This window comes from Streptomyces sp. NBC_00250, from assembly GCF_036192275.1.
Taxonomy (GTDB): domain Bacteria; phylum Actinomycetota; class Actinomycetes; order Streptomycetales; family Streptomycetaceae; genus Streptomyces.
Genome location: NZ_CP108088.1, coordinates 6,964,776 through 6,980,864, shown reverse-complemented (window position 1 = coordinate 6,980,864; position 16,089 = coordinate 6,964,776). Strand labels below are relative to the sequence as shown.

Below are 16,089 nucleotides of genomic sequence, written 5' to 3'. Positions count from 1 at the left end.
CTGTCAGACGGTTGTACGACGTTCACCGTACATCGCGTGGAGCGCTCCCGCCGTCAGCAGGTACTGCGCCGCGATATAGGTCAGCATGACCCAGAAGTCGGGCAGCGGCAGCTGCGGCCACTCGGCGACCCCGGTGGCGATGAGGGTGTCGGACAGCAGGAACAGGGCGCCGCCGAGTCCGGTCAGGAGCCCGAGGGCGCTCGAACGGTACGCCATGGCCGTCAGGAGCAGCGAGTACCCGGCGACCGGGATCCGCAGGCCGGCGGGGAGGTCGGGCCAGAGGAGCAGGACGGTGCCGACGAGGGCGACCGCGTACAGGGCGCCGAGCAGCGGTGACGTACGCCGTCGGCCGAAGAGGACGAGGTAGCAGACGTGGCCGGCGGCGAAGGAGCCCATGCCGACGAGGAAGGCCCATTCGGCGTCGGAGAGCAGGAGGACGTCGCCGCCCCAGCCGAAGAGCAGTGCGGCGGTCAGCGGTTTCGGGGCGCCCCGGGTGACGGCGTACGCGGCGAGCAGGGGCATCAGGAACGGCTTGGCGATCTGGTGGCCGAGCTCGGCGCCGGCGAGCAGGGAGATCAGGTCGACGGCGGTCGCGAGCCCGAAGGCGGCGAGCAGCGCGCGGGAGAGTCCGGGCGGGGAGGCCTTCACGCGGCTGCCTCCGGGGCGGTGGGGCCGGGGACCCGGGTGTCCGCGGGCGCGGGCTGCCAGCCGGGGCCGCCGAAGACCCGTCCGGCGCGCTCGCGCCAGTCCTGCGCGGCCTTGAGGTCGCGGGCGATGGCGGCGTACTCGTGGGTGGCGACGCGCAGCGGGTTGTACGTCTCGATGTTCTTGGTGAGGCCGTAGACGGGCTGGTCGGTCTCGCCGACCCAGGAGCCGAACATCCGGTCCCACACGATGAGGATGCCGCCGAAGTTCCGGTCCAGGTAGCCGCCCTGGGAGGCGTGGTGGACGCGGTGGTGCGAGGGCGTGTTGAGGACGTACTCGAAGGGCCGGGGCAGCTTGTCGACCCGCTCGGTGTGGATCCAGAACTGGTAGACGAGATTGACCGAGTAGCAGAAGGCGAGGGCCGCCGGGTGCACGCCGAGGGCGATCATCGGCAGGTAGAACGGCCAGGAGGTGGCGCCGGTCCACGGCTGGCGCAGGGCGGTGCTGAGGTTGAACTTGCGGCTGCTGTGGTGGACGACGTGGCAGGCCCAGAGGACGCGGACGACGTGGTGCCCGCGGTGCTGCCAGTAGTAGAAGAAGTCCTGTGCGAGCAGCATGAGCGGGATCGTCCACCAGAGGACGGGGACGCGGAGCGGCGTCAGCTCGTAGACGGCGGTGTAGATCGCGACCACGGGGATCTTCCACAGCGCGTCGAAGCCCAGGCTCCCGAGCCCCATGCCGAGGCTGGTGGCGGTGTCCTTGGTCTCGTACCCGGCGGCGTCCTCGTCGGGATGGATCCGGTGGCTGACCATCTCGATGACGGTGAGCAGGACGAACGCCGGTATGGACCAGAGCACGACATCGGGCAGGTTCGGCATGCCGTTGACGGTAGGTGCGCAGGTCGGGGTGCGGCTAGACGTGGTTACCAACAAGTATGCGAGACGACTTGTCAGCAAGCCTTGGCACCTTCTGACAAGGGGCCTCCGTAAGGCACCCCTGGACGCCCGTCGCTTAGACGCCCGTCGCTCCCAGCAGTGAGCCCGCACCGTAGGTGACCGCCATCGCCAGGGCGCCGCCCGCCACGTTGCGGAGGATCGCGCGGCCCGCCGGGGCCTCGCCCAGGCGGGCGCTCCACCAGCCGGTGAAGGCCAGGGCCGCCAGGACCGAGACGACCGTGACCCAGAGGCGGGCGGAGGCCGGGGGAAGGACGATCGCGAGGAGCGGGAGCAGGGCGCCGACGGTGAAGGCGAGGAAGCTCGCGGCGGCCGCGTGCCAGGGGATCGTGAGCTGGTCCGGGTCGATGCCCAGCTCCACGCGCGCGTGGGCGCGCAGGGCGTCGCGGGCGGTGAGCTGCTCGGCGGCCTCGCGGGCCACGTCGGCGGAGAGGCCGCGGGCCGCCAGGAGGCCGGTCAGTTCGGCGAGTTCCGCTTCCGGATCCTCGCGCAGTTCGCGTTTCTCCTGGGCGAGGGCGGCCTGCTCGGAGTCGCGCTGGGTGGAGACGGAGACGTACTCCCCCGCCGCCATCGACATCGATCCGGCGAGCAGCCCCGCGAGACCGGCGGTGAGCAGCGCCGCCTGGGACTCGGTGGCGCCGGCGACGCCGACGACGAGGCCCGCGGTGGAGACGACTCCGTCGTTGGCTCCGAGCACGGCCGCCCGGAGCCAGTTGAGACGGGAGCCGAGGCCTCCGCCGTGGGCCTCGTGTTCGGGGGCGTCGGCCACCTCGGGTGCGTCGGTCACCTCAGGAGCGTCGCACCCGGCCGGTCACCAGACGCGGACCGACCCGCCCGGAGCGAAGGCCGGGCTGGTGGCGCCCGCGGGGACCTCCTTCAGGGGTTCGGCGATCTCCTCGACGCGCGGACCGTGGACGGCGGCGAGGGGGTCGAGCAGACGGAGGTCGAAGCCGTAGACACGGGCCGCGTTGCCGCCGACCATCGCCGCGACCTCCTCCTTCGGCAGCCCGGCATAGGCGATCCGGAGGCCTTCGCGGGAGTACGGGGTGGTGCCCTCGTCGTGCGGGTAGTCGCTGCCCCACATGATCTTGTCGAGGCCGATCCGGTCGCGCAGCGGCACCTCGTGGGGGCGCATGAAGCTCGCGCCGACGAAGCAGTTGTCGCGCCAGACCGCGCTGGGGCCCTTGCCCATGGCCTCGGCGAGGCCCGCGCCGAACTTGGACTCCGCCGTGGAGGCCTTCGTCGCGGCCGACACCAGGCGGCCGTGGTAGTAGTCCAGCATGTCGAGCACGCCCGGGATCCAGCCCGAGCCCTGCTCGGTCAGGACCAGTTTGAGCCCCGGGTGGCGCCGGAAGGCGCCGCCGAAGACCAGGTGCCACAGCGCCCGGTGGGAGAACCAGGTGGTCTCCACCATGAAGACCGCGCGGGCGGCCGGTTCGTCGCCCAGCGGCGGCGACGCCGAGCCGCCGTGGTGGTTGACGGGGACGTCGAGCTCGGCGCAGACCGCCCAGATCGGGTCGTACGCCTCCGAGTACAGCTCGGGCACGGGCGAGCCGGGCGGCACCCCGGGCAGCAGGATGCCCCCGGTGAGTCCCGCCTCGCGGACGCGGCGGATCTCGGCGACCGCCCCGTCGACGTCGTTGAGGAGGATCTGCGCCACGCCGGCCCTGCGCCCCGGTGCGGCCGCGCAGAAGTCGGCCAGCCAGCGGTTGTGCGCCTGGAGTCCGGCCCAGCGCTGCTCGTACTCGGCCGCGCTGGGCGGCTGCGCCATCAGGGAGGCCTTGGGGAAGAACGGCGGGACGGTGTTGGGGAAGACGACCTCGGCGACGATGCCGTCCGCCTCCAGCTCGCGCAGCCGGCGCTCGGAGTTCCAGTTGCGGTCGGCGGTGTCGGCGAGCAGGTCCTCGTACGGGTTGACGTAGGAAGCCGCCCAGGCGTCGAAGGCCTCGTGGTGCTTCTTCTCCAGGTAGGGGCGGTAGTCGAGGAGGTCGGCGCCCGCGTGGCAGTCGGCCGAGATGACCGTGTAGCGCTCCTCGCTCATGGCGTGACCCCCAGGGTGGGGAAGTCGTGGTCCGTCAGCCAGTGGCGGCCGACTTCGCGCGAGCGGGCCCAGGAGGCCTCCACGGCGGCCTGGTCGGCGGGCTGGCCGAGGTCGGCGGGGGTGGGGCCGATGCGACGGGCGATCGGATCCAATATTCGAGTATCGAATCCGAAGACCTCGGCCGCCGCCAGGCCCAGCATCCGACGCGTCTCCGCCACCGGGATGTCGTGGAAGGTCTTCCGGAGCCACGCGCGCGTGTCGGGCCAGGTCCCCTCCGGGTGCGGGAAGTCCGAGCCCCACAGGATGTTGTCGACGCCGATCTCATACCGCTGGGCGAGTTCGCGCCGCTTGGTGTTGGTGGCGCAGATGAAGACCTGCCGGTCCAGATACTCGCTGGGCGGCCGCTTCAGCTCCGCGAACGGGGACAGCTTCTTGCCGCCGTGCGCGCCGAGGTAGAGCCGGTCCATGAACCAGAGCAGGTTCGGCAGCCACCAGCAGCCGGACTCGGCGACCCCGAACCGCAGTCCGGGGTGGCGCTCGAAGACGCCCGACCAGAGCAGGAACCACAGCGGCCTGGCCGGCCACCAGGTGACCTCGGAGACGTAGATGCCGAGGTGGTCGCCGTACTCCTCGCGCGGGGCCGCGCCCGAGTGGGTGACCAGCGGCATCCCGGTCTCGGCGGCGGCCGCCCAGACGGGGTCGTAGCGCCGGTCGTGGTACGGCTCCTTGTCCACCCACATGGAGGGGATCATCAGCGCCCCGAGCCCCGACTCCTTGGCCCGGTGGATCTCGGCGACGACCTTCGCCGGCTCGGCGGTGATCGGCAGCAGCGCCACCCCGCAGTGCCGCTCGGGGTTCTGTCCGACGAACTCGGCGAGCCAGCGGTTGTGCGCCTGCGCGCCCGCCATGCCGAGCTCCGGGTCCTGGTCGCCGGAGAGGCCGAGGCCGACGCCGAAGGGAGCGGCGGTGCGGCTGTCGACGGCGTCCGCGTCGGGGAAGACCACCTCGGCGGCGACCCCGTCGCCGTCGAGCTCCTTGAGCCGCTGCCCGGCGTCCCAGCCGCCGCGCAGGCCCTCCTCGTTGTCGTGGAACCACTTGTCCGCGAAGGCCTCGTTGCGGACCCCGAGCCGGGTCATGGCCTCCCGGCGCGCCTCGCGTCCGGCGAGGAACTCGTCGAACGCGCGGTGGAAGCGGGAGTCGAGATAGGGCCGGTACTCCTCGGTCGGCAGACCGGCGTGACAGTCGGAGGAGATGATCAGATACGGGTCGTTCGGATCGGCCATCACGGCCCCCTCAATCGAGAATGAAGCTCTCCAGGTACGACGGGTTGGCGCGGTCGAGCATCGACCGCGAGCGCGCCCTGATCTGCCGGTCGCTGTGCTCGCTCTCCGGCAGCATCCAGAAGCGGTCGGCGCGGATGCCGTCGACGACGTGCTCGGCGACCTCCTCCACCGGGGTGAAGGCGACCTCGTGACCGGCCTCCTTCATGGCGGCCTCCCACTGGTCGAGGCTGCGGTACGGGGTCCTGCGCGGCCGCTCCTTGGCGTACCGCTCGGGCCGGTTGCGGTGCGACTCCCAGAGGCCAGTGCGGAGCATGTGCGGTCCGGGGAAGAGCACGGAGGCGCCCACGCGCGCGTGCTCGGCCCTGAGATGGGCGTAGAGCGACTCGGTCATGGTGACGACGGCCGCCTTGGTGACCGCGTACACGGAGGCGGTGGGCAGCGGGGCGATGCCGCCGTCGCCGGAGGAGGTGTTGACGACATGTCCGGGCTCACCGGACGCGATCATGCGGGGGACGAAGGCCTGGATGCCGTGGAAGACGCCCCAGACGTTGACGGAGAAGGCCCACTTCCAGTCGTTGGGTTCGTGCTCCCACATACGGCCCTCGGCGCCGGAGCCGACGCCCGCGTTGTTGCAGAGGACGTGGACGGCGCCGAAGGTGTCGTACGCGGCGTCCGCGAACGCCCGCACCTCGTCGGGGTCCGAGACGTCGACCGTCCGGGCGAGGACCTGTGCCCCGTCCTCCATCAGCTCGTCGGCGGCCTCCGCGAGCGCGCCCGCCTCGACGTCCCCGAGGACGACGGCCAGGCCCTCGGCGGCGAAGCGACGGGCCATGGCGCGCCCGATGCCGCTCGCCGCGCCGGTGACGACGGCGACCTGTCCCCCGCGGAGCTCCATCAGGCGCTCCCTTCCGGCGGGCCGTCGAGGATCTGCTGCGGGTCGTCGTACCGCTGGTGGATGTACGGCAGGAGGGCCTGCGCGGAGACCCGTTCGGCGACCGTGCCCCTCTGGTCGGTGGTCTTCTCGCCGATGGTGATCTCGACGAGCCGGCGTACGGGGAGGTCGGCGACCGGGTCGTACATCGACTCGCGCAGGACCACGTCGCCGGTGATCCGCTCCAGCTTGCGCACCTTCTCGTTGCGGACGCAGTGGACGAGGACGGGCTCGGCGTCGAAGCCGGAGCCGTCGACGCCGGGCAGGAACTTGAAGTAGAAGTCGGTCTTCTCGACCGGCTCCGGGAGCGGCAGCGGTCCGGAGACCGCGCCGCGCACCTCGACGAAGTCGATGCCGTGCCGCCCGAGCGAGGCGCGGACGACGAGCCCGTCGCGCTCGACGACGACCTCGCCGAGCTTCTTCGGCTCGCCGAAGACCTCACGGCCGCCGACCAGGGCGCGCTCGTGGGTCATCGGCATGACCAGCGGGTACCAGCCCTCCCGGTCACCGTGGGCGGCGGCGACGGCCACCGAGCCGGCGCCGAGGGGATAGCCGGGCAGGTCGACCTTGCTGATGTTGGCGCGGACGAGGGGCCGCGCGGTGGGTTTCAGCGGGGGCGGCAGGACGGCCGCGACGACATCCGGGTCGGTCTCCCAGACGGCGACCACTCCGGTGGACCAGATGTCGGGGAGTTTCGCGCTCTTCGTCCGGGCCGCCGCGATCTCGGCGTCGGTGCGCGCCCCGTACCGTACTCGTGCCATGACGTACCACCCTTCATGGGGTCGGGTCTGTAACAGAGTTACACCGACGGCGATGAAGGGTAAAGACCCGTGCGGGCAACAGAGTTGGGGGATCGGATGGCGCGCGCCGCACTCACCCGCGAGGAGGTCCTGGAGACCGCCGCCGCCCTGGTGAGACAGCACGGCCCGGACGCCCTCACCATGCGCAGGCTCGCGGCCGAGCTGGGCACCGCGGTCACCTCGATCTACTGGCACGTCGGCAACCGGGAGTCCCTGCTCGACGCGCTGGTCGAGCGGACGGTCGACGACCTCGACACGATCCGGCCGCGCGGCGCGACCCCCGCCGACCGCATGGTCTCGGTGGCCCGCGCCCTGCGCCGCGCCCTGCGCGAGCGTCCGCACCTGGTGGCGATGGTCCACGAACGGGGCCTGACGGAACGCATGTTCCTGCCGGCCCAGCGCGCCCTGGTCCACGAGGCGCACGCGGCGGGGCTGCGCGGGGCACACGCGGCGCGTGCCGTCCGAGCGGTGCAGTTCCAGGTCGTGGGCTTCGTCCTGGTGGAGCGCAACCGAGAGCGCGCGCCGGCGCAGTCGCCCGCCGAGGAGGAGCTGTGGCGGGGCGAGGACGCGGAGGCCGACGACCCGCTCGCCCGCGCCCTGGCCGCCCCGATCGACACCGAGCGTCTGTTCGTCGACTCGGTGCGCGCTCTGGTGGACGGGCTTCTCGGCGGGGCTTCCGGGGACACCGGGGACGGAGTTGTCCGTCGCGGGCCGTATTCTCAGTGACCGTGCTTGACGACCGTACGACAGCAGCGACGTGGCCGGCCGCCTACCCGCAGGGGTACGCGGTCGTCGACGTGGAGACCACCGGACTCGCCCGCGACGACCGGATAGTGTCGGCTGCCGTCTATCGGCTGGACGCCCAGGGGAACGTCGAGGACCACTGGTACACGCTGGTCAACCCCGAGCGTGATCCGGGACCCGTCTGGATCCACGGGCTCACCACCGACGTCCTGGAGGGCGCGCCGCTCTTCCCGGAGATCGCGGCGGAGTTCGCGGCCCGGCTCGACGGGCGGGTGCTCGTCGCGCACAACGCGATGTTCGACTGGCAGATGATCGCCCGGGAGTACGCGCGCGCGGAGTCCGCCGCACCCGTGCGGCAGCGACTGTGCACGATCGCGCTCGCCAAGGAGCTGTCGCTTCCGCTGCCCAACCACAAGCTGGAGTCGCTCGCCGCGCACTTCGGCGTGGTGCAGCAGCGCGCGCACAACGCGCTCGACGACGCGCGCGTGCTGGCCGAGGCGTTCCGGCCGAGCCTGCACGCGGCGGCCGAGCGCAACGTCCGGCTGCCGCTGCTCGAATGCCGGCCGCTGACCGAGTGGGCCTCGTCGCCCGCGCAGCCCCGGATCGGCCAGCAGGCCTCGTACGCCTCCTCGTACCGGGCGGGCAGCTGGCGCCCCTCGCGGAAGCGTCCGCCGTGCCCGTACCCCAACCCCGGCCGGTACGAGAAGGACAAACCGCTCAAGCAGGGCATGCGGGTGGCCTTCTCCGGGGACACCTCCGTCGACCGCGAGCTGCTGGAGGACCGTACGGTCGACGCCGGTCTCCATGTGGCCGGGAGCGTCTCCCGGCTGACGAGCCTGCTCGTCACCAACGACCCGGACTCCGCCACCTCCAAGACCGTCAAGGCCAAGTCCTTCGGCACGCCGGTCGTCGACGAGGCCGCGTACACCCAGCTGCTCCGCGACGTGGCCCCGGCAGACGGGTGACACCCCCGGCCCTGCGTGCGTGCCGAGCTGCGCGCGCCCGCCGGGAGCCTCACCCTGTGGCGCATGGCACGTTGTGAGGTCTGCGGAAACGATTACGGCATGTCCTTCGAGATTCATGCCCAGGGCGCGATCCATGTCTTCGATTGCTTCGCCTGCGCCATCCATCGCATGGCGCCCATCTGCGAGCACTGCCGGGTCCAGATCATCGGACAGGGCGTCGAGGTCGACGGAAGCTGGTACTGCGGCGGTCACTGCGCCCGCGCGGAAGGAAAGGTGGGCATCGTCGACAGGGTCTGAGGAAACGATCCTTGGCTCGCCCGGGGCGAGCCGAACCCCACTGCGTGCACCCCATGGACCGAGTTGTACGGTCATGGGGTGTACCGCTTCCTGTTGTCCCGGCAGTGGGTGATCCTCACCCTCATCGCCCTCGTCCTCGTCCCGACGATGATCGAGCTGGGCTTCTGGCAATTCCACCGGCACGAGCGCCGGGTCGCCCAGAACGCCCTGATCGCGGACAGCATCGCGGCCAAGCAGGTCCCGGTCGAGGAGCTCACCTCCCCCGGCCACACGGTCCCGCGCTCGGACTACTGGCGGCCCGTCACCGCCACCGGCACCTTCGACACCGCCCACGAGGTGGTCGTCCGCCGCCGCACCTCCGCCGACGAGCGGGTGGGCGTCCACATCCTGACCCCGCTGGTCCTCCGGGACGGCCTGGTCGTCCTGGTCAACCGCGGCTGGGTACCGGCCGCCGCCGACCAGCACTCCTTCCCGCCGGTGCCGCCCGCCCCCAAGGGCGAGGTCACCATCACCGGCCGGCTCAAGGCCGACGAGACGACCGGCGCCAGCGGCATCAAGGACCTGAAGGGCCTGCCGGACCGCCAGGTCATGCTCATCAACAGCCGGCAGCAGGCCGAACTCATCGGCCGCGAGGTGCTCGGCGGCTACCTGGAACAGATCACGCCGGAACCCACCGGGGACACCCCCGAGCTGATCCCCGAGCCCGACCACGATTCGATCGGCGCCCACATGGCGTACGCGGTGCAGTGGTGGCTCTTCGCGGGCGGGGTACCCGTCGGCTGGGTGATCCTGGTCCGGCGGGAGAAGCTGGACCGGAAGGCCGCCGCCTCGTCCGACACGCCTGGAAACGACGCCCCCGGGACCCCGGAAAGGGACCCCGAAGCGATCCAGGCCACTCCGTCCCTCTGATTGACCGCCACCGCTTCCGGGAACAGCCCAAAGCGTGACGCAACGTATCGACGACTACGCCCTCATCGGCGATCTCCAGACCGCCGCGCTCGTCGGCCGCGACGGATCGGTCGACTGGCTGTGTCTGCCCCGCTTCGACTCGGCGGCCTGCTTCGCGTCGATCCTCGGCGACGAGAACAACGGCCACTGGCGGATCGCCCCCAAGGGCGCCACGACCTGCGCCCGCCGCCGGTACGCCGAGGACTCCCTCGTCCTGGAGACCTTCTGGGAGACCCGTACGGGCACGGTCAAGGTCGTCGACTTCATGCCGCAGCGCGACAAGGCCCCCGATCTGATGCGGATCGTGGAGGGCGTCAGCGGCAGCGTCGAGATGAGCGCCGTGCTGCGGCTCCGCTTCGACTACGGCTCCGTCGTGCCCTGGGTGCGCCGCGTCGACGGCCACCGGGTCGCGATCGCCGGTCCCGACTCCGTCTGGCTGCGCAGCGAGCCGCCCGTGAAGACCTGGGGCCAGCAGTTCTCCACCTGCTCCTCGTTCACCGTCGCCGCCGGCGAGAAGGTGGCCTTCGTACTGACCTGGCACCCCTCCCACGAGCCGCGCCCCGACCTCGTCGACCCCTACGAGGCCCTGGAGCAGTCCCTCGCGGACTGGCGGGAGTGGTCGGCCCGCTGCACCTACCGGGGCCCGTACCGGGAGGCGGTGCTGCGCTCCCTGATCACCCTCAAGGCCCTCACGTACGCCCCGACCGGCGGGATCATGGCCGCCCCCACCACCTCCCTGCCGGAGGAGGTCGGCGGCGTACGGAACTGGGACTACCGCGCCTGCTGGCTGCGCGACTCCTCCCTCACCCTCGGCGCGCTGCTCGCCGCCGGATACGTCGACGAGGCCTGCGCCTGGCGGGACTGGCTGCTCCGTTCGGTCGCCGGCGACCCGGCCGACCTGCAGATCATGTACGGGCCCGCCGGGGAGCGCCGGCTCCCCGAGACCACCCTGCACTGGCTGCGGGGCTACGCCGACTCGGCGCCGGTACGCACCGGGAACGCGGCGGTGGACCAGTTCCAGCTCGACGTGTACGGCGAGGTCATGGACTCGCTCCACCGCGCGCGTGAGGCCGGGATCCCGGCGGAGCGGCACGCCTGGAACCTCCAGCTGAGCCTGCTCGGCTTCCTGGAGTCGACCTGGCGCGAGCCCGACGAGGGGCTGTGGGAGGTGCGGGGCGCGCGCCGCCACTTCACCCACTCGAAGGTGATGGCCTGGGTGGCGGCCGACCGGGCGGTCCGCACCCTGGAGGCGGACCCCTCGCTGCCGGGGGACGCGGCACGGTGGCGGACGATGCGGGACGAGATCCACGCGCAGGTGTGCGCCAGGGCCTACGACCCCGTCCGGAACACCTTCACCCAGTCGTACGGCTCGGCGGAACTGGACGCGGCGACCCTGCTGATCCCGCAGGTCGGCTTCCTGCCGCCGGACGACCCCCGGGTGGTGGGCACGGTGGACGCCGTACGGGCGGAGCTGATGCACGGCGGCTACGTCCGCCGCTACAGCGCCGACTCGGGCGCGGTGGACGGCCTGCCGGGCCAGGAGGGCACCTTCCTGGTCTGCTCCTTCTGGCTCGCGGACGCGCTCCGGCTGACCGGCAGGCCCGACGAGGCCCGGGAGCTGTTCGAGAGCCTCGTGGCCCTGAGCAACGACGTGGGCCTCCTCGCGGAGGAGTACGACCCGGTGACCGGCCGCCAGCTGGGCAACTTCCCGCAGGCCTTCAGCCACATCGGCCTGGTGGGCACGGCGCTCGCACTGGCAGGCGAGGATCAGGACCCGGCAGGATAGGGCCATGGATCTTGGACTGAAGGACCGTGTGTACGTGGTGACCGGGGCGACGCGGGGGCTCGGGCGGGCCTCCGCAGAGGCGCTGCTCGCCGAGGGGGCCAAGGTGCTCGTCACCGGGCGCGAGGAGAAGACCGTCGCCGAGGCCGTGGCCGAGCTGGGGCCGGGCGCGTCCGGGATCGCCGCGGACAACACCGACCCGGGGACCCCGGCGCGGCTCATCGCCGAGGCGCGGGCGCGGTTCGGCGGCTTCGACGGTGTCCTGATCAGCGTGGGCGGTCCCGCCCCCGGTTTCGCGGCGGACAACACCGACGAGCAGTGGGCGGCCGCCTTCGACACCGTCTTCCTCGGCGCCGTACGGCTGGCCCGCGCGGCCGCCGAGACGCTCGGAGAGGGCGGCGTCATCGGCTTCGTCCTGTCCGGTTCGGTCCACGAGCCGATCGCCGGTCTGACCATCTCCAACGGACTGCGCCCGGGTCTCGCCGGCTTCGCGAAGTCCCTCGCCAACGACCTGGGACCACGCGGTGTGCGGGTCGTCGGGCTGCTGCCGAGCCGGATCGACACCGACCGGGTGCGGTCCCTCGACGCCCTCTCCGGCGACGCGGACGCCTCCCGGGCGGCCAACGAGGCCACGATCCCGCTGCGCCGCTACGGCACCCCGGCGGAGTTCGGGCGGACGGCGGCCTTCCTGCTGTCGCCGGCCGCCTCCTACCTGACGGGCCTGATGCTCCCGGTGGACGGCGGGGCGCGCAGCGGCTTCTGACCCTCAGCTGACCCTGCGGGCCCGGTGCTTCACGGCCCGCAGGCGCGCCTCGGTGGGCAGGGCGGACAGGCCCGTGGAGGCGCGCGCGTGGGCGAGTGCCTGGGTGCTGAGCGTGTTCAGGGCATCGCCCGGGGAGGCGTACGGCTCCAGGAGGAGCGCGACGCGGGTACGGGGGGCGCCGCGCCGGCCCGTGAGGGAGACCCGGGCCCGGGCCACGCCCTCCTGGGCCGCGGCGTCCGCCTCCAGGACGCCTTCCAGGGCCCGGCCGCGCAGGATCGCCTCCTCGCCGTCGCCGCTGTCGACGACGACCTCGGCGAGCCGGGCCCGCCGGAACTGGGCGAGCAGCCACCACAGGGCGAGCAGGACGACGAGCCCGAGGACGGCGATGACCACCGGCCACCACCAGCCCTCCTCGCGCCATCGCTGCCGGTCGGCGGTGGAGAGCAGCACGTCCGAGGGGCCCGACCAGGGCCACCAGGACGGTACGGAGAGGTCGAGGGCGGCGGCGAGGACCGCTCCGCCGCCGATGACGAGGAGCAGCCCGGCAAGCCCGAGCAGGGCGCGGTTGACGCGCCGGAGGACCACCCTCACCGGATCACCGCTTCCTGGCTCATGGCTCACTTCTTCCTGGGCGGCCGGGCCACCCGTACCGTCAGCGCGGGCGGGTGGGCGAGACCCAGCTCGTCGATGCCCGTGGCGAGGGCGGTCTCCACGTCGGTGCGGACCTCGTCGAGCGCCCGGAAGTGCGAGGCGGCCCTCACCGACACCTTGGTGCGGCCCATCCGCACCCGGACGGCCTGCACCCCGGAGACCTCCATGGCGCGGTCCCGCAGGGCGAGGGCCGCGGCCTCCCGGTCGAGTCCGGCGCGTACGTCGGCGTGTTCGCGGCGCATCGGGAGGACGGCGCGCAGGCCGGGGGTCGCGGCCAGGATCAGGAGCCAGATGCCGAGGACGACCGCGACGGCCGCGCCGACCACGACCCAGGTGTCGTCGAGCGGCCGGGTCGAGAGGCCGTCGGCCAGCTCCCGCCGCCAGGCCATGGCGGTGCGGTCGGCCCGGACGGCCGCCACGTCGTAGAGGAGGAGCCCGGCGCCGCCGAGGACCAGGGCCGCGAGTACGCCGGCCGGGATGCGGCGGACGGCCCAGAAGCGGCGGACCGGGGGTGTGGGGGCGGCGTCGGCCAGGACGGGGACGCCGCCGGGGGCCGGGCCGGTCGGCTCGGCGCGGGCGTCGGGCGCGGGTTCCGGTGGGGTCGTCATGACAGGCGGTCCCTCGGGGTGGCCTGGCGGGTGAGCGGGGAGTGGAGGCGTTCCACGTGGACGGTGACCTCGTGGACCTCCATGCCCACCAGCTCCTCCACCTGGGTGCGGACCCGGCTCCGAACGGCCCCGCACCGGCGTCCGATGTCGGTGGGGTAGTCGAGGTCGAGGCTCACCGCGACCCGGGCGACGTCCCGGTGGACGACGACGGAGGCGTGCGGCTTCGAGCCGCCCCGGGGGACGGTGCCCACGGCCTCCCTCGCCGCCTGGGCGGCGATCTTCGCGACGACCCGGTCGGCGATCGATGTGGCCCCCCGGTCCCGCACGGGGTCCCGGGAGGCAAGGTCAGCGGCCACCCCGGGTCACCGGGGCCGGTCGCCGCGGTCGCGGCCCCGGAAGAGGTCGCCGGGTTCGAGGTCGCCGTCGAGGAAGCGGCCGGCCACGAAGCCGATCCCTCCCAAGGCCGCGACCAGCACAAACGCTCCGAAGCCGCCGAAGTATCCGGCGAAGCCGAGAGCCATGCCGGCCACCAGGCCGACCACTGCCATGCTCATTCCTGACCCCTTTCCGAGTCCTCCTGAGCCCCCTGTGTGCAGCTGTCAGCGGCTACTGGAGCCGTGACTCCGGCTCCTCGTCCTCTTCGTCGGGCAGTTTCACGTCGCTGACCGCGATGTTGACCTCGACGACCTCCAGTCCGGTCATCCGCTCGACGGCCGCGATGACGTTCTCGCGGACGTCGCCGGTGACGTCGGCGATGGAGACGCCGTAGTCGACGACGATCTCCAGGTCGAGCGCGGTCTGCACCTCGCCGACCTCGGCCTTCACGCCACGGGTGACGCTGGACTTGCCGCCGCCCCCGCCGGGCACCCGGTCGCGTACGGCGCCGAAGGTGCGGGAGATCCCGCTGCCCATCGCATGGACGCCGACGACATCGCGGGCGGCCAGACCGGCGATCTTCTCGACGACGCCGTCGGCGATCGTGGTCCGGCCCCGGGAGGCCGGGTCGCCGCCGCCCCGTTTGGTGACCGAGGTGCGGCGCGGTTCGTCGGTCGAGGAGTCGCCGGTGTGAGTGGTGTCCGCCATCAGATTTCGCCCCTTCTGGGTTAATTCGGGGTTCTTCGCCCACACTAAGGGCGGTTACCCCGTTCCGCCCCGGGGATACGGCAGGCTGGGGCAATGACGACGGCTGAGGGTTGGACGGCGGCGGTCCGGGACCGCCTCGCCCCGGGCAGGCTGCTGCCGCTCGGAGCGGCGGCGGAGGGGGCCTGGATCACCGAGCGGGCGGTGCGCGGGGTACTGGGCCGGGCGGCCGCGGACGTACGGGGCGTGGTGCCGGGCAAGCTGCGGATCGGTCCGGCGGACACGGCCGGAGAGCCGGAAGCGGGTGCCCTGCTCGTCACGGCCTCGTTCGGCGCGATCGCCGGACGGCCTCTGCCGGAGCTCGCCGAGGAGCTGCGGGCGGTGCTGCTCACCGCCGCCGAGGACGGGATCGGGCTCGTGGTCGGGGCCGTGGACCTGCGGGTGACGGACCTGCTCGACGCGGCGCCGCCGCAGCCGGACGCGGGTGCGACACCCCCGCCGGGCCTCACCTCACCGGCGACGGACGATCCCGCGGCGCTCACGGCGCTCGGGGTGCCGGGTGTCGCGGGGGTGACGGACGCGCTGGGCCCGCCGGTGCGCCGGGGACCCGACGGGGTGCGGGTGGAACTGGCGGTGACCGCCGGGGCCCGCCCCCTGGACGTGGCCCGCGCCGTGCGCGCGGCCGTGACCGCGGCCACCCCGGAGGCGGACGCGGTCACGGTCGTGGTGTCGGAACTGCGCTAGGACGTCAGTCGCCGAGGCCCGCGAGGTCGCGCAGGCGGCGGGCCTGGGCGGCGCGCTCGGCGGTGCGCTGCTCCTCGTACGAGCGGCCGGAGGCAGCCTGGAGGAGCGCCTTGGTCTCGGTGACCGCGTCGCGCGGCGCCGCGAGCAGGGCGGCGCCGAGGTCCCGTACCGCCGCGTCGAGCTCGTCGACGGGCACGGACAGGTTGGCGAGACCGATGCGCTCGGCCTCCTCGGCGTGGACGAAGCGCCCGGTGGCGCAGATCTCCAGCGCGCGGGCGTAGCCGACGAGCGAGACGAGCGGGTGCGTCCCGGTCAGGTCCGGGACGAGGCCCAGGCTGGTCTCGCGCATGGCGAACTGCACGTCCTCGGCGACGACCCGCAGGTCGCAGGCGAGGGCGAGCTGGAAGCCCGCGCCGATGGCGTGCCCCTGGACGGCCGCGATCGACACGAGGTCGCTACGGCGCCACCAGGTGAACGCCTCCTGGTACTCGGCGATGACCGCGTCGAGGTTCTCGTCGGAACCGCGCGCGAGATCGATGAAGGACGGCTCTCCGTCGAAGCCCTCGGGCGTGAACGCCTGCCGGTCGAGTCCGGCGGAGAAGGACTTTCCCTCGCCGCGCAGGACGACGACCCGCACGCTGCCGGGCAACGACCGGCCGGCTTCTGTCAACGCCCGCCACAGAGCGGGAGACTGAGCGTTGCGCTTCGCCGGATTGGTCAGGGTCACCGTGGCAACGGCGTCCTCGACGGTGAGCCGTACACCGTCCTTGTCGAATACGAGCTCAGAGTCGTCGAGCGTAGTCATGGGGGCGCCTCCGATTACGGTGCAGCACTGCATGCGAAATGCTAAGTG

General features: G+C 72.8%; 20 protein-coding genes. 7 read left to right on the top strand and 13 right to left on the bottom strand.

Features of this window, described 5'->3' with window-relative positions; genetic code table 11:
- Positions 1 to 3: 3 nt before the first annotated feature.
- The 7 genes from OG259_RS31610 to OG259_RS31580 all read right to left on the bottom strand — a co-directional run bounded on the left by OG259_RS31610 (position 4) and on the right by OG259_RS31580 (position 6,614).
- Positions 4 to 648: a lysoplasmalogenase gene (locus OG259_RS31610; RefSeq protein WP_328945353.1), complete on the bottom strand. Its 645-nt coding sequence runs from the start codon at positions 646 to 648 to the stop codon at positions 4 to 6.
- On the bottom strand, positions 645 to 1,523 hold the full coding sequence (locus tag OG259_RS31605; protein WP_328945352.1) for a sterol desaturase family protein: 879 nt from the start codon (positions 1,521 to 1,523) through the stop codon (positions 645 to 647). Before OG259_RS31605 ends, OG259_RS31610 begins: the two co-directional genes overlap by 4 nt.
- Positions 1,524 to 1,656: 133 nt before the next feature.
- Positions 1,657 to 2,385: a VIT1/CCC1 transporter family protein gene (locus OG259_RS31600; protein ID WP_328945351.1), complete on the bottom strand. Its 729-nt coding sequence runs from the start codon at positions 2,383 to 2,385 to the stop codon at positions 1,657 to 1,659.
- A 24-nt stretch (positions 2,386 to 2,409) separates the two neighbouring features.
- Positions 2,410 to 3,639, bottom strand: coding sequence for an amidohydrolase family protein (locus OG259_RS31595; protein ID WP_328945350.1), 1,230 nt, complete (start codon positions 3,637 to 3,639; stop codon positions 2,410 to 2,412).
- On the bottom strand, positions 3,636 to 4,922 hold the full coding sequence (locus tag OG259_RS31590) for an amidohydrolase family protein (protein WP_328945349.1): 1,287 nt from the start codon (positions 4,920 to 4,922) through the stop codon (positions 3,636 to 3,638). The genes OG259_RS31595 and OG259_RS31590 overlap by 4 nt, the downstream gene beginning before the upstream one ends.
- Positions 4,923 to 4,932: 10 nt before the next feature.
- Positions 4,933 to 5,817 (bottom strand): SDR family NAD(P)-dependent oxidoreductase, encoded by an 885-nt coding sequence (locus OG259_RS31585; protein ID WP_328945348.1) that lies wholly within the window; start codon positions 5,815 to 5,817, stop codon positions 4,933 to 4,935.
- Positions 5,817 to 6,614, bottom strand: coding sequence for an acetoacetate decarboxylase family protein (locus tag OG259_RS31580; RefSeq protein ID WP_328945347.1), 798 nt, complete (start codon positions 6,612 to 6,614; stop codon positions 5,817 to 5,819). The genes OG259_RS31585 and OG259_RS31580 overlap by 1 nt, the downstream gene beginning before the upstream one ends.
- A gap of 96 nt (positions 6,615 to 6,710) precedes the next feature.
- Between OG259_RS31580 and OG259_RS31575 the strand changes: the two genes are divergently transcribed.
- From OG259_RS31575 to OG259_RS31550, 6 genes are all read left to right on the top strand, one after another.
- The gene (locus OG259_RS31575) at positions 6,711 to 7,379 is read left to right on the top strand and encodes a TetR/AcrR family transcriptional regulator (protein WP_328945346.1); all 669 of its coding nucleotides are present in this window, start codon (positions 6,711 to 6,713) and stop codon (positions 7,377 to 7,379) included.
- Positions 7,376 to 8,362 (top strand): DEDDh family exonuclease, encoded by a 987-nt coding sequence (locus tag OG259_RS31570; protein ID WP_328945345.1) that lies wholly within the window; start codon positions 7,376 to 7,378, stop codon positions 8,360 to 8,362. Before OG259_RS31575 ends, OG259_RS31570 begins: the two co-directional genes overlap by 4 nt.
- A 63-nt stretch (positions 8,363 to 8,425) precedes the next feature.
- Positions 8,426 to 8,659: a hypothetical protein gene (locus OG259_RS31565; RefSeq protein ID WP_189830397.1), complete on the top strand. Its 234-nt coding sequence runs from the start codon at positions 8,426 to 8,428 to the stop codon at positions 8,657 to 8,659.
- Between the two features lie 78 nt (positions 8,660 to 8,737).
- A complete protein-coding gene (locus tag OG259_RS31560; RefSeq protein ID WP_328945344.1) occupies positions 8,738 to 9,568 on the top strand; it encodes an SURF1 family cytochrome oxidase biogenesis protein in 831 nt (276 codons plus the stop codon).
- A gap of 34 nt (positions 9,569 to 9,602) precedes the next feature.
- A complete protein-coding gene (locus OG259_RS31555; RefSeq protein WP_328945343.1) occupies positions 9,603 to 11,393 on the top strand; it encodes a glycoside hydrolase family 15 protein in 1,791 nt (596 codons plus the stop codon).
- 4 nt (positions 11,394 to 11,397) lie between these two features.
- Positions 11,398 to 12,153, top strand: a complete 756-nt coding sequence (locus tag OG259_RS31550; protein WP_328945342.1) for an SDR family oxidoreductase — start codon at positions 11,398 to 11,400, stop codon at positions 12,151 to 12,153.
- A gap of 3 nt (positions 12,154 to 12,156) precedes the next feature.
- Here the strand turns inward: OG259_RS31550 and amaP are convergent, their stop codons facing one another.
- Genes amaP through OG259_RS31525 form a run of 5 tightly spaced genes read right to left on the bottom strand, consistent with a single transcriptional unit; the run spans position 12,157 to position 14,495 of the window.
- Positions 12,157 to 12,744, bottom strand: coding sequence for an alkaline shock response membrane anchor protein AmaP (amaP, locus tag OG259_RS31545; RefSeq protein ID WP_328945341.1), 588 nt, complete (start codon positions 12,742 to 12,744; stop codon positions 12,157 to 12,159).
- Positions 12,745 to 12,770: 26 nt separating this feature from the next.
- Positions 12,771 to 13,412 carry a DUF6286 domain-containing protein gene (locus OG259_RS31540; RefSeq protein WP_328945340.1) on the bottom strand — a complete coding sequence of 214 codons (642 nt, stop codon included), beginning with the start codon at positions 13,410 to 13,412 and terminating at the stop codon, positions 12,771 to 12,773.
- Entirely contained in the window at positions 13,409 to 13,768 is a 360-nt protein-coding gene (locus OG259_RS31535; protein WP_328945339.1) for an Asp23/Gls24 family envelope stress response protein, read from the bottom strand. The genes OG259_RS31540 and OG259_RS31535 overlap by 4 nt, the downstream gene beginning before the upstream one ends.
- Before the next feature lie 6 nt (positions 13,769 to 13,774).
- Positions 13,775 to 13,966, bottom strand: coding sequence for a hypothetical protein (locus OG259_RS31530; RefSeq protein WP_266890410.1), 192 nt, complete (start codon positions 13,964 to 13,966; stop codon positions 13,775 to 13,777).
- Between the two features lie 52 nt (positions 13,967 to 14,018).
- Positions 14,019 to 14,495: an Asp23/Gls24 family envelope stress response protein gene (locus OG259_RS31525; protein WP_328945338.1), complete on the bottom strand. Its 477-nt coding sequence runs from the start codon at positions 14,493 to 14,495 to the stop codon at positions 14,019 to 14,021.
- A gap of 93 nt (positions 14,496 to 14,588) precedes the next feature.
- Between OG259_RS31525 and OG259_RS31520 the strand changes: the two genes are divergently transcribed.
- On the top strand, positions 14,589 to 15,236 hold the full coding sequence (locus OG259_RS31520) for a hypothetical protein (RefSeq protein ID WP_328945337.1): 648 nt from the start codon (positions 14,589 to 14,591) through the stop codon (positions 15,234 to 15,236).
- 4 nt (positions 15,237 to 15,240) lie between these two features.
- Here the strand turns inward: OG259_RS31520 and OG259_RS31515 are convergent, their stop codons facing one another.
- Complete coding sequence (locus OG259_RS31515; protein ID WP_266890416.1) at positions 15,241 to 16,041, bottom strand: enoyl-CoA hydratase/isomerase family protein; 801 nt, start codon at positions 16,039 to 16,041, stop codon at positions 15,241 to 15,243.
- Positions 16,042 to 16,089: the final 48 nt, after the last annotated feature.

What these genes read in the sequence shown, in the direction of transcription:
- OG259_RS31585 (WP_328945348.1), bottom strand. Translation starts at nt 5,817, where the DNA reads ATGGAGCTCCGCGGGGGACAGGTCGCCGTCGTCACCGGCGCGGCGAGC.
- OG259_RS31575 (WP_328945346.1), top strand. Translation starts at nt 6,711, where the DNA reads ATGGCGCGCGCCGCACTCACCCGCGAGGAGGTCCTGGAGACCGCCGCC.
- OG259_RS31565 (WP_189830397.1), top strand. Translation starts at nt 8,426, where the DNA reads ATGGCACGTTGTGAGGTCTGCGGAAACGATTACGGCATGTCCTTCGAG.
- OG259_RS31550 (WP_328945342.1), top strand. Translation starts at nt 11,398, where the DNA reads ATGGATCTTGGACTGAAGGACCGTGTGTACGTGGTGACCGGGGCGACG.
- OG259_RS31580 (WP_328945347.1), bottom strand. Translation starts at nt 6,614, where the DNA reads ATGGCACGAGTACGGTACGGGGCGCGCACCGACGCCGAGATCGCGGCG.
- OG259_RS31590 (WP_328945349.1), bottom strand. Translation starts at nt 4,922, where the DNA reads ATGGCCGATCCGAACGACCCGTATCTGATCATCTCCTCCGACTGTCAC.
- OG259_RS31605 (WP_328945352.1), bottom strand. Translation starts at nt 1,523, where the DNA reads ATGCCGAACCTGCCCGATGTCGTGCTCTGGTCCATACCGGCGTTCGTC.
- OG259_RS31540 (WP_328945340.1), bottom strand. Translation starts at nt 13,412, where the DNA reads ATGACGACCCCACCGGAACCCGCGCCCGACGCCCGCGCCGAGCCGACC.
- OG259_RS31530 (WP_266890410.1), bottom strand. Translation starts at nt 13,966, where the DNA reads ATGAGCATGGCAGTGGTCGGCCTGGTGGCCGGCATGGCTCTCGGCTTC.
- OG259_RS31595 (WP_328945350.1), bottom strand. Translation starts at nt 3,639, where the DNA reads ATGAGCGAGGAGCGCTACACGGTCATCTCGGCCGACTGCCACGCGGGC.
- OG259_RS31515 (WP_266890416.1), bottom strand. Translation starts at nt 16,041, where the DNA reads ATGACTACGCTCGACGACTCTGAGCTCGTATTCGACAAGGACGGTGTA.
- OG259_RS31525 (WP_328945338.1), bottom strand. Translation starts at nt 14,495, where the DNA reads ATGGCGGACACCACTCACACCGGCGACTCCTCGACCGACGAACCGCGC.
- OG259_RS31520 (WP_328945337.1), top strand. Translation starts at nt 14,589, where the DNA reads ATGACGACGGCTGAGGGTTGGACGGCGGCGGTCCGGGACCGCCTCGCC.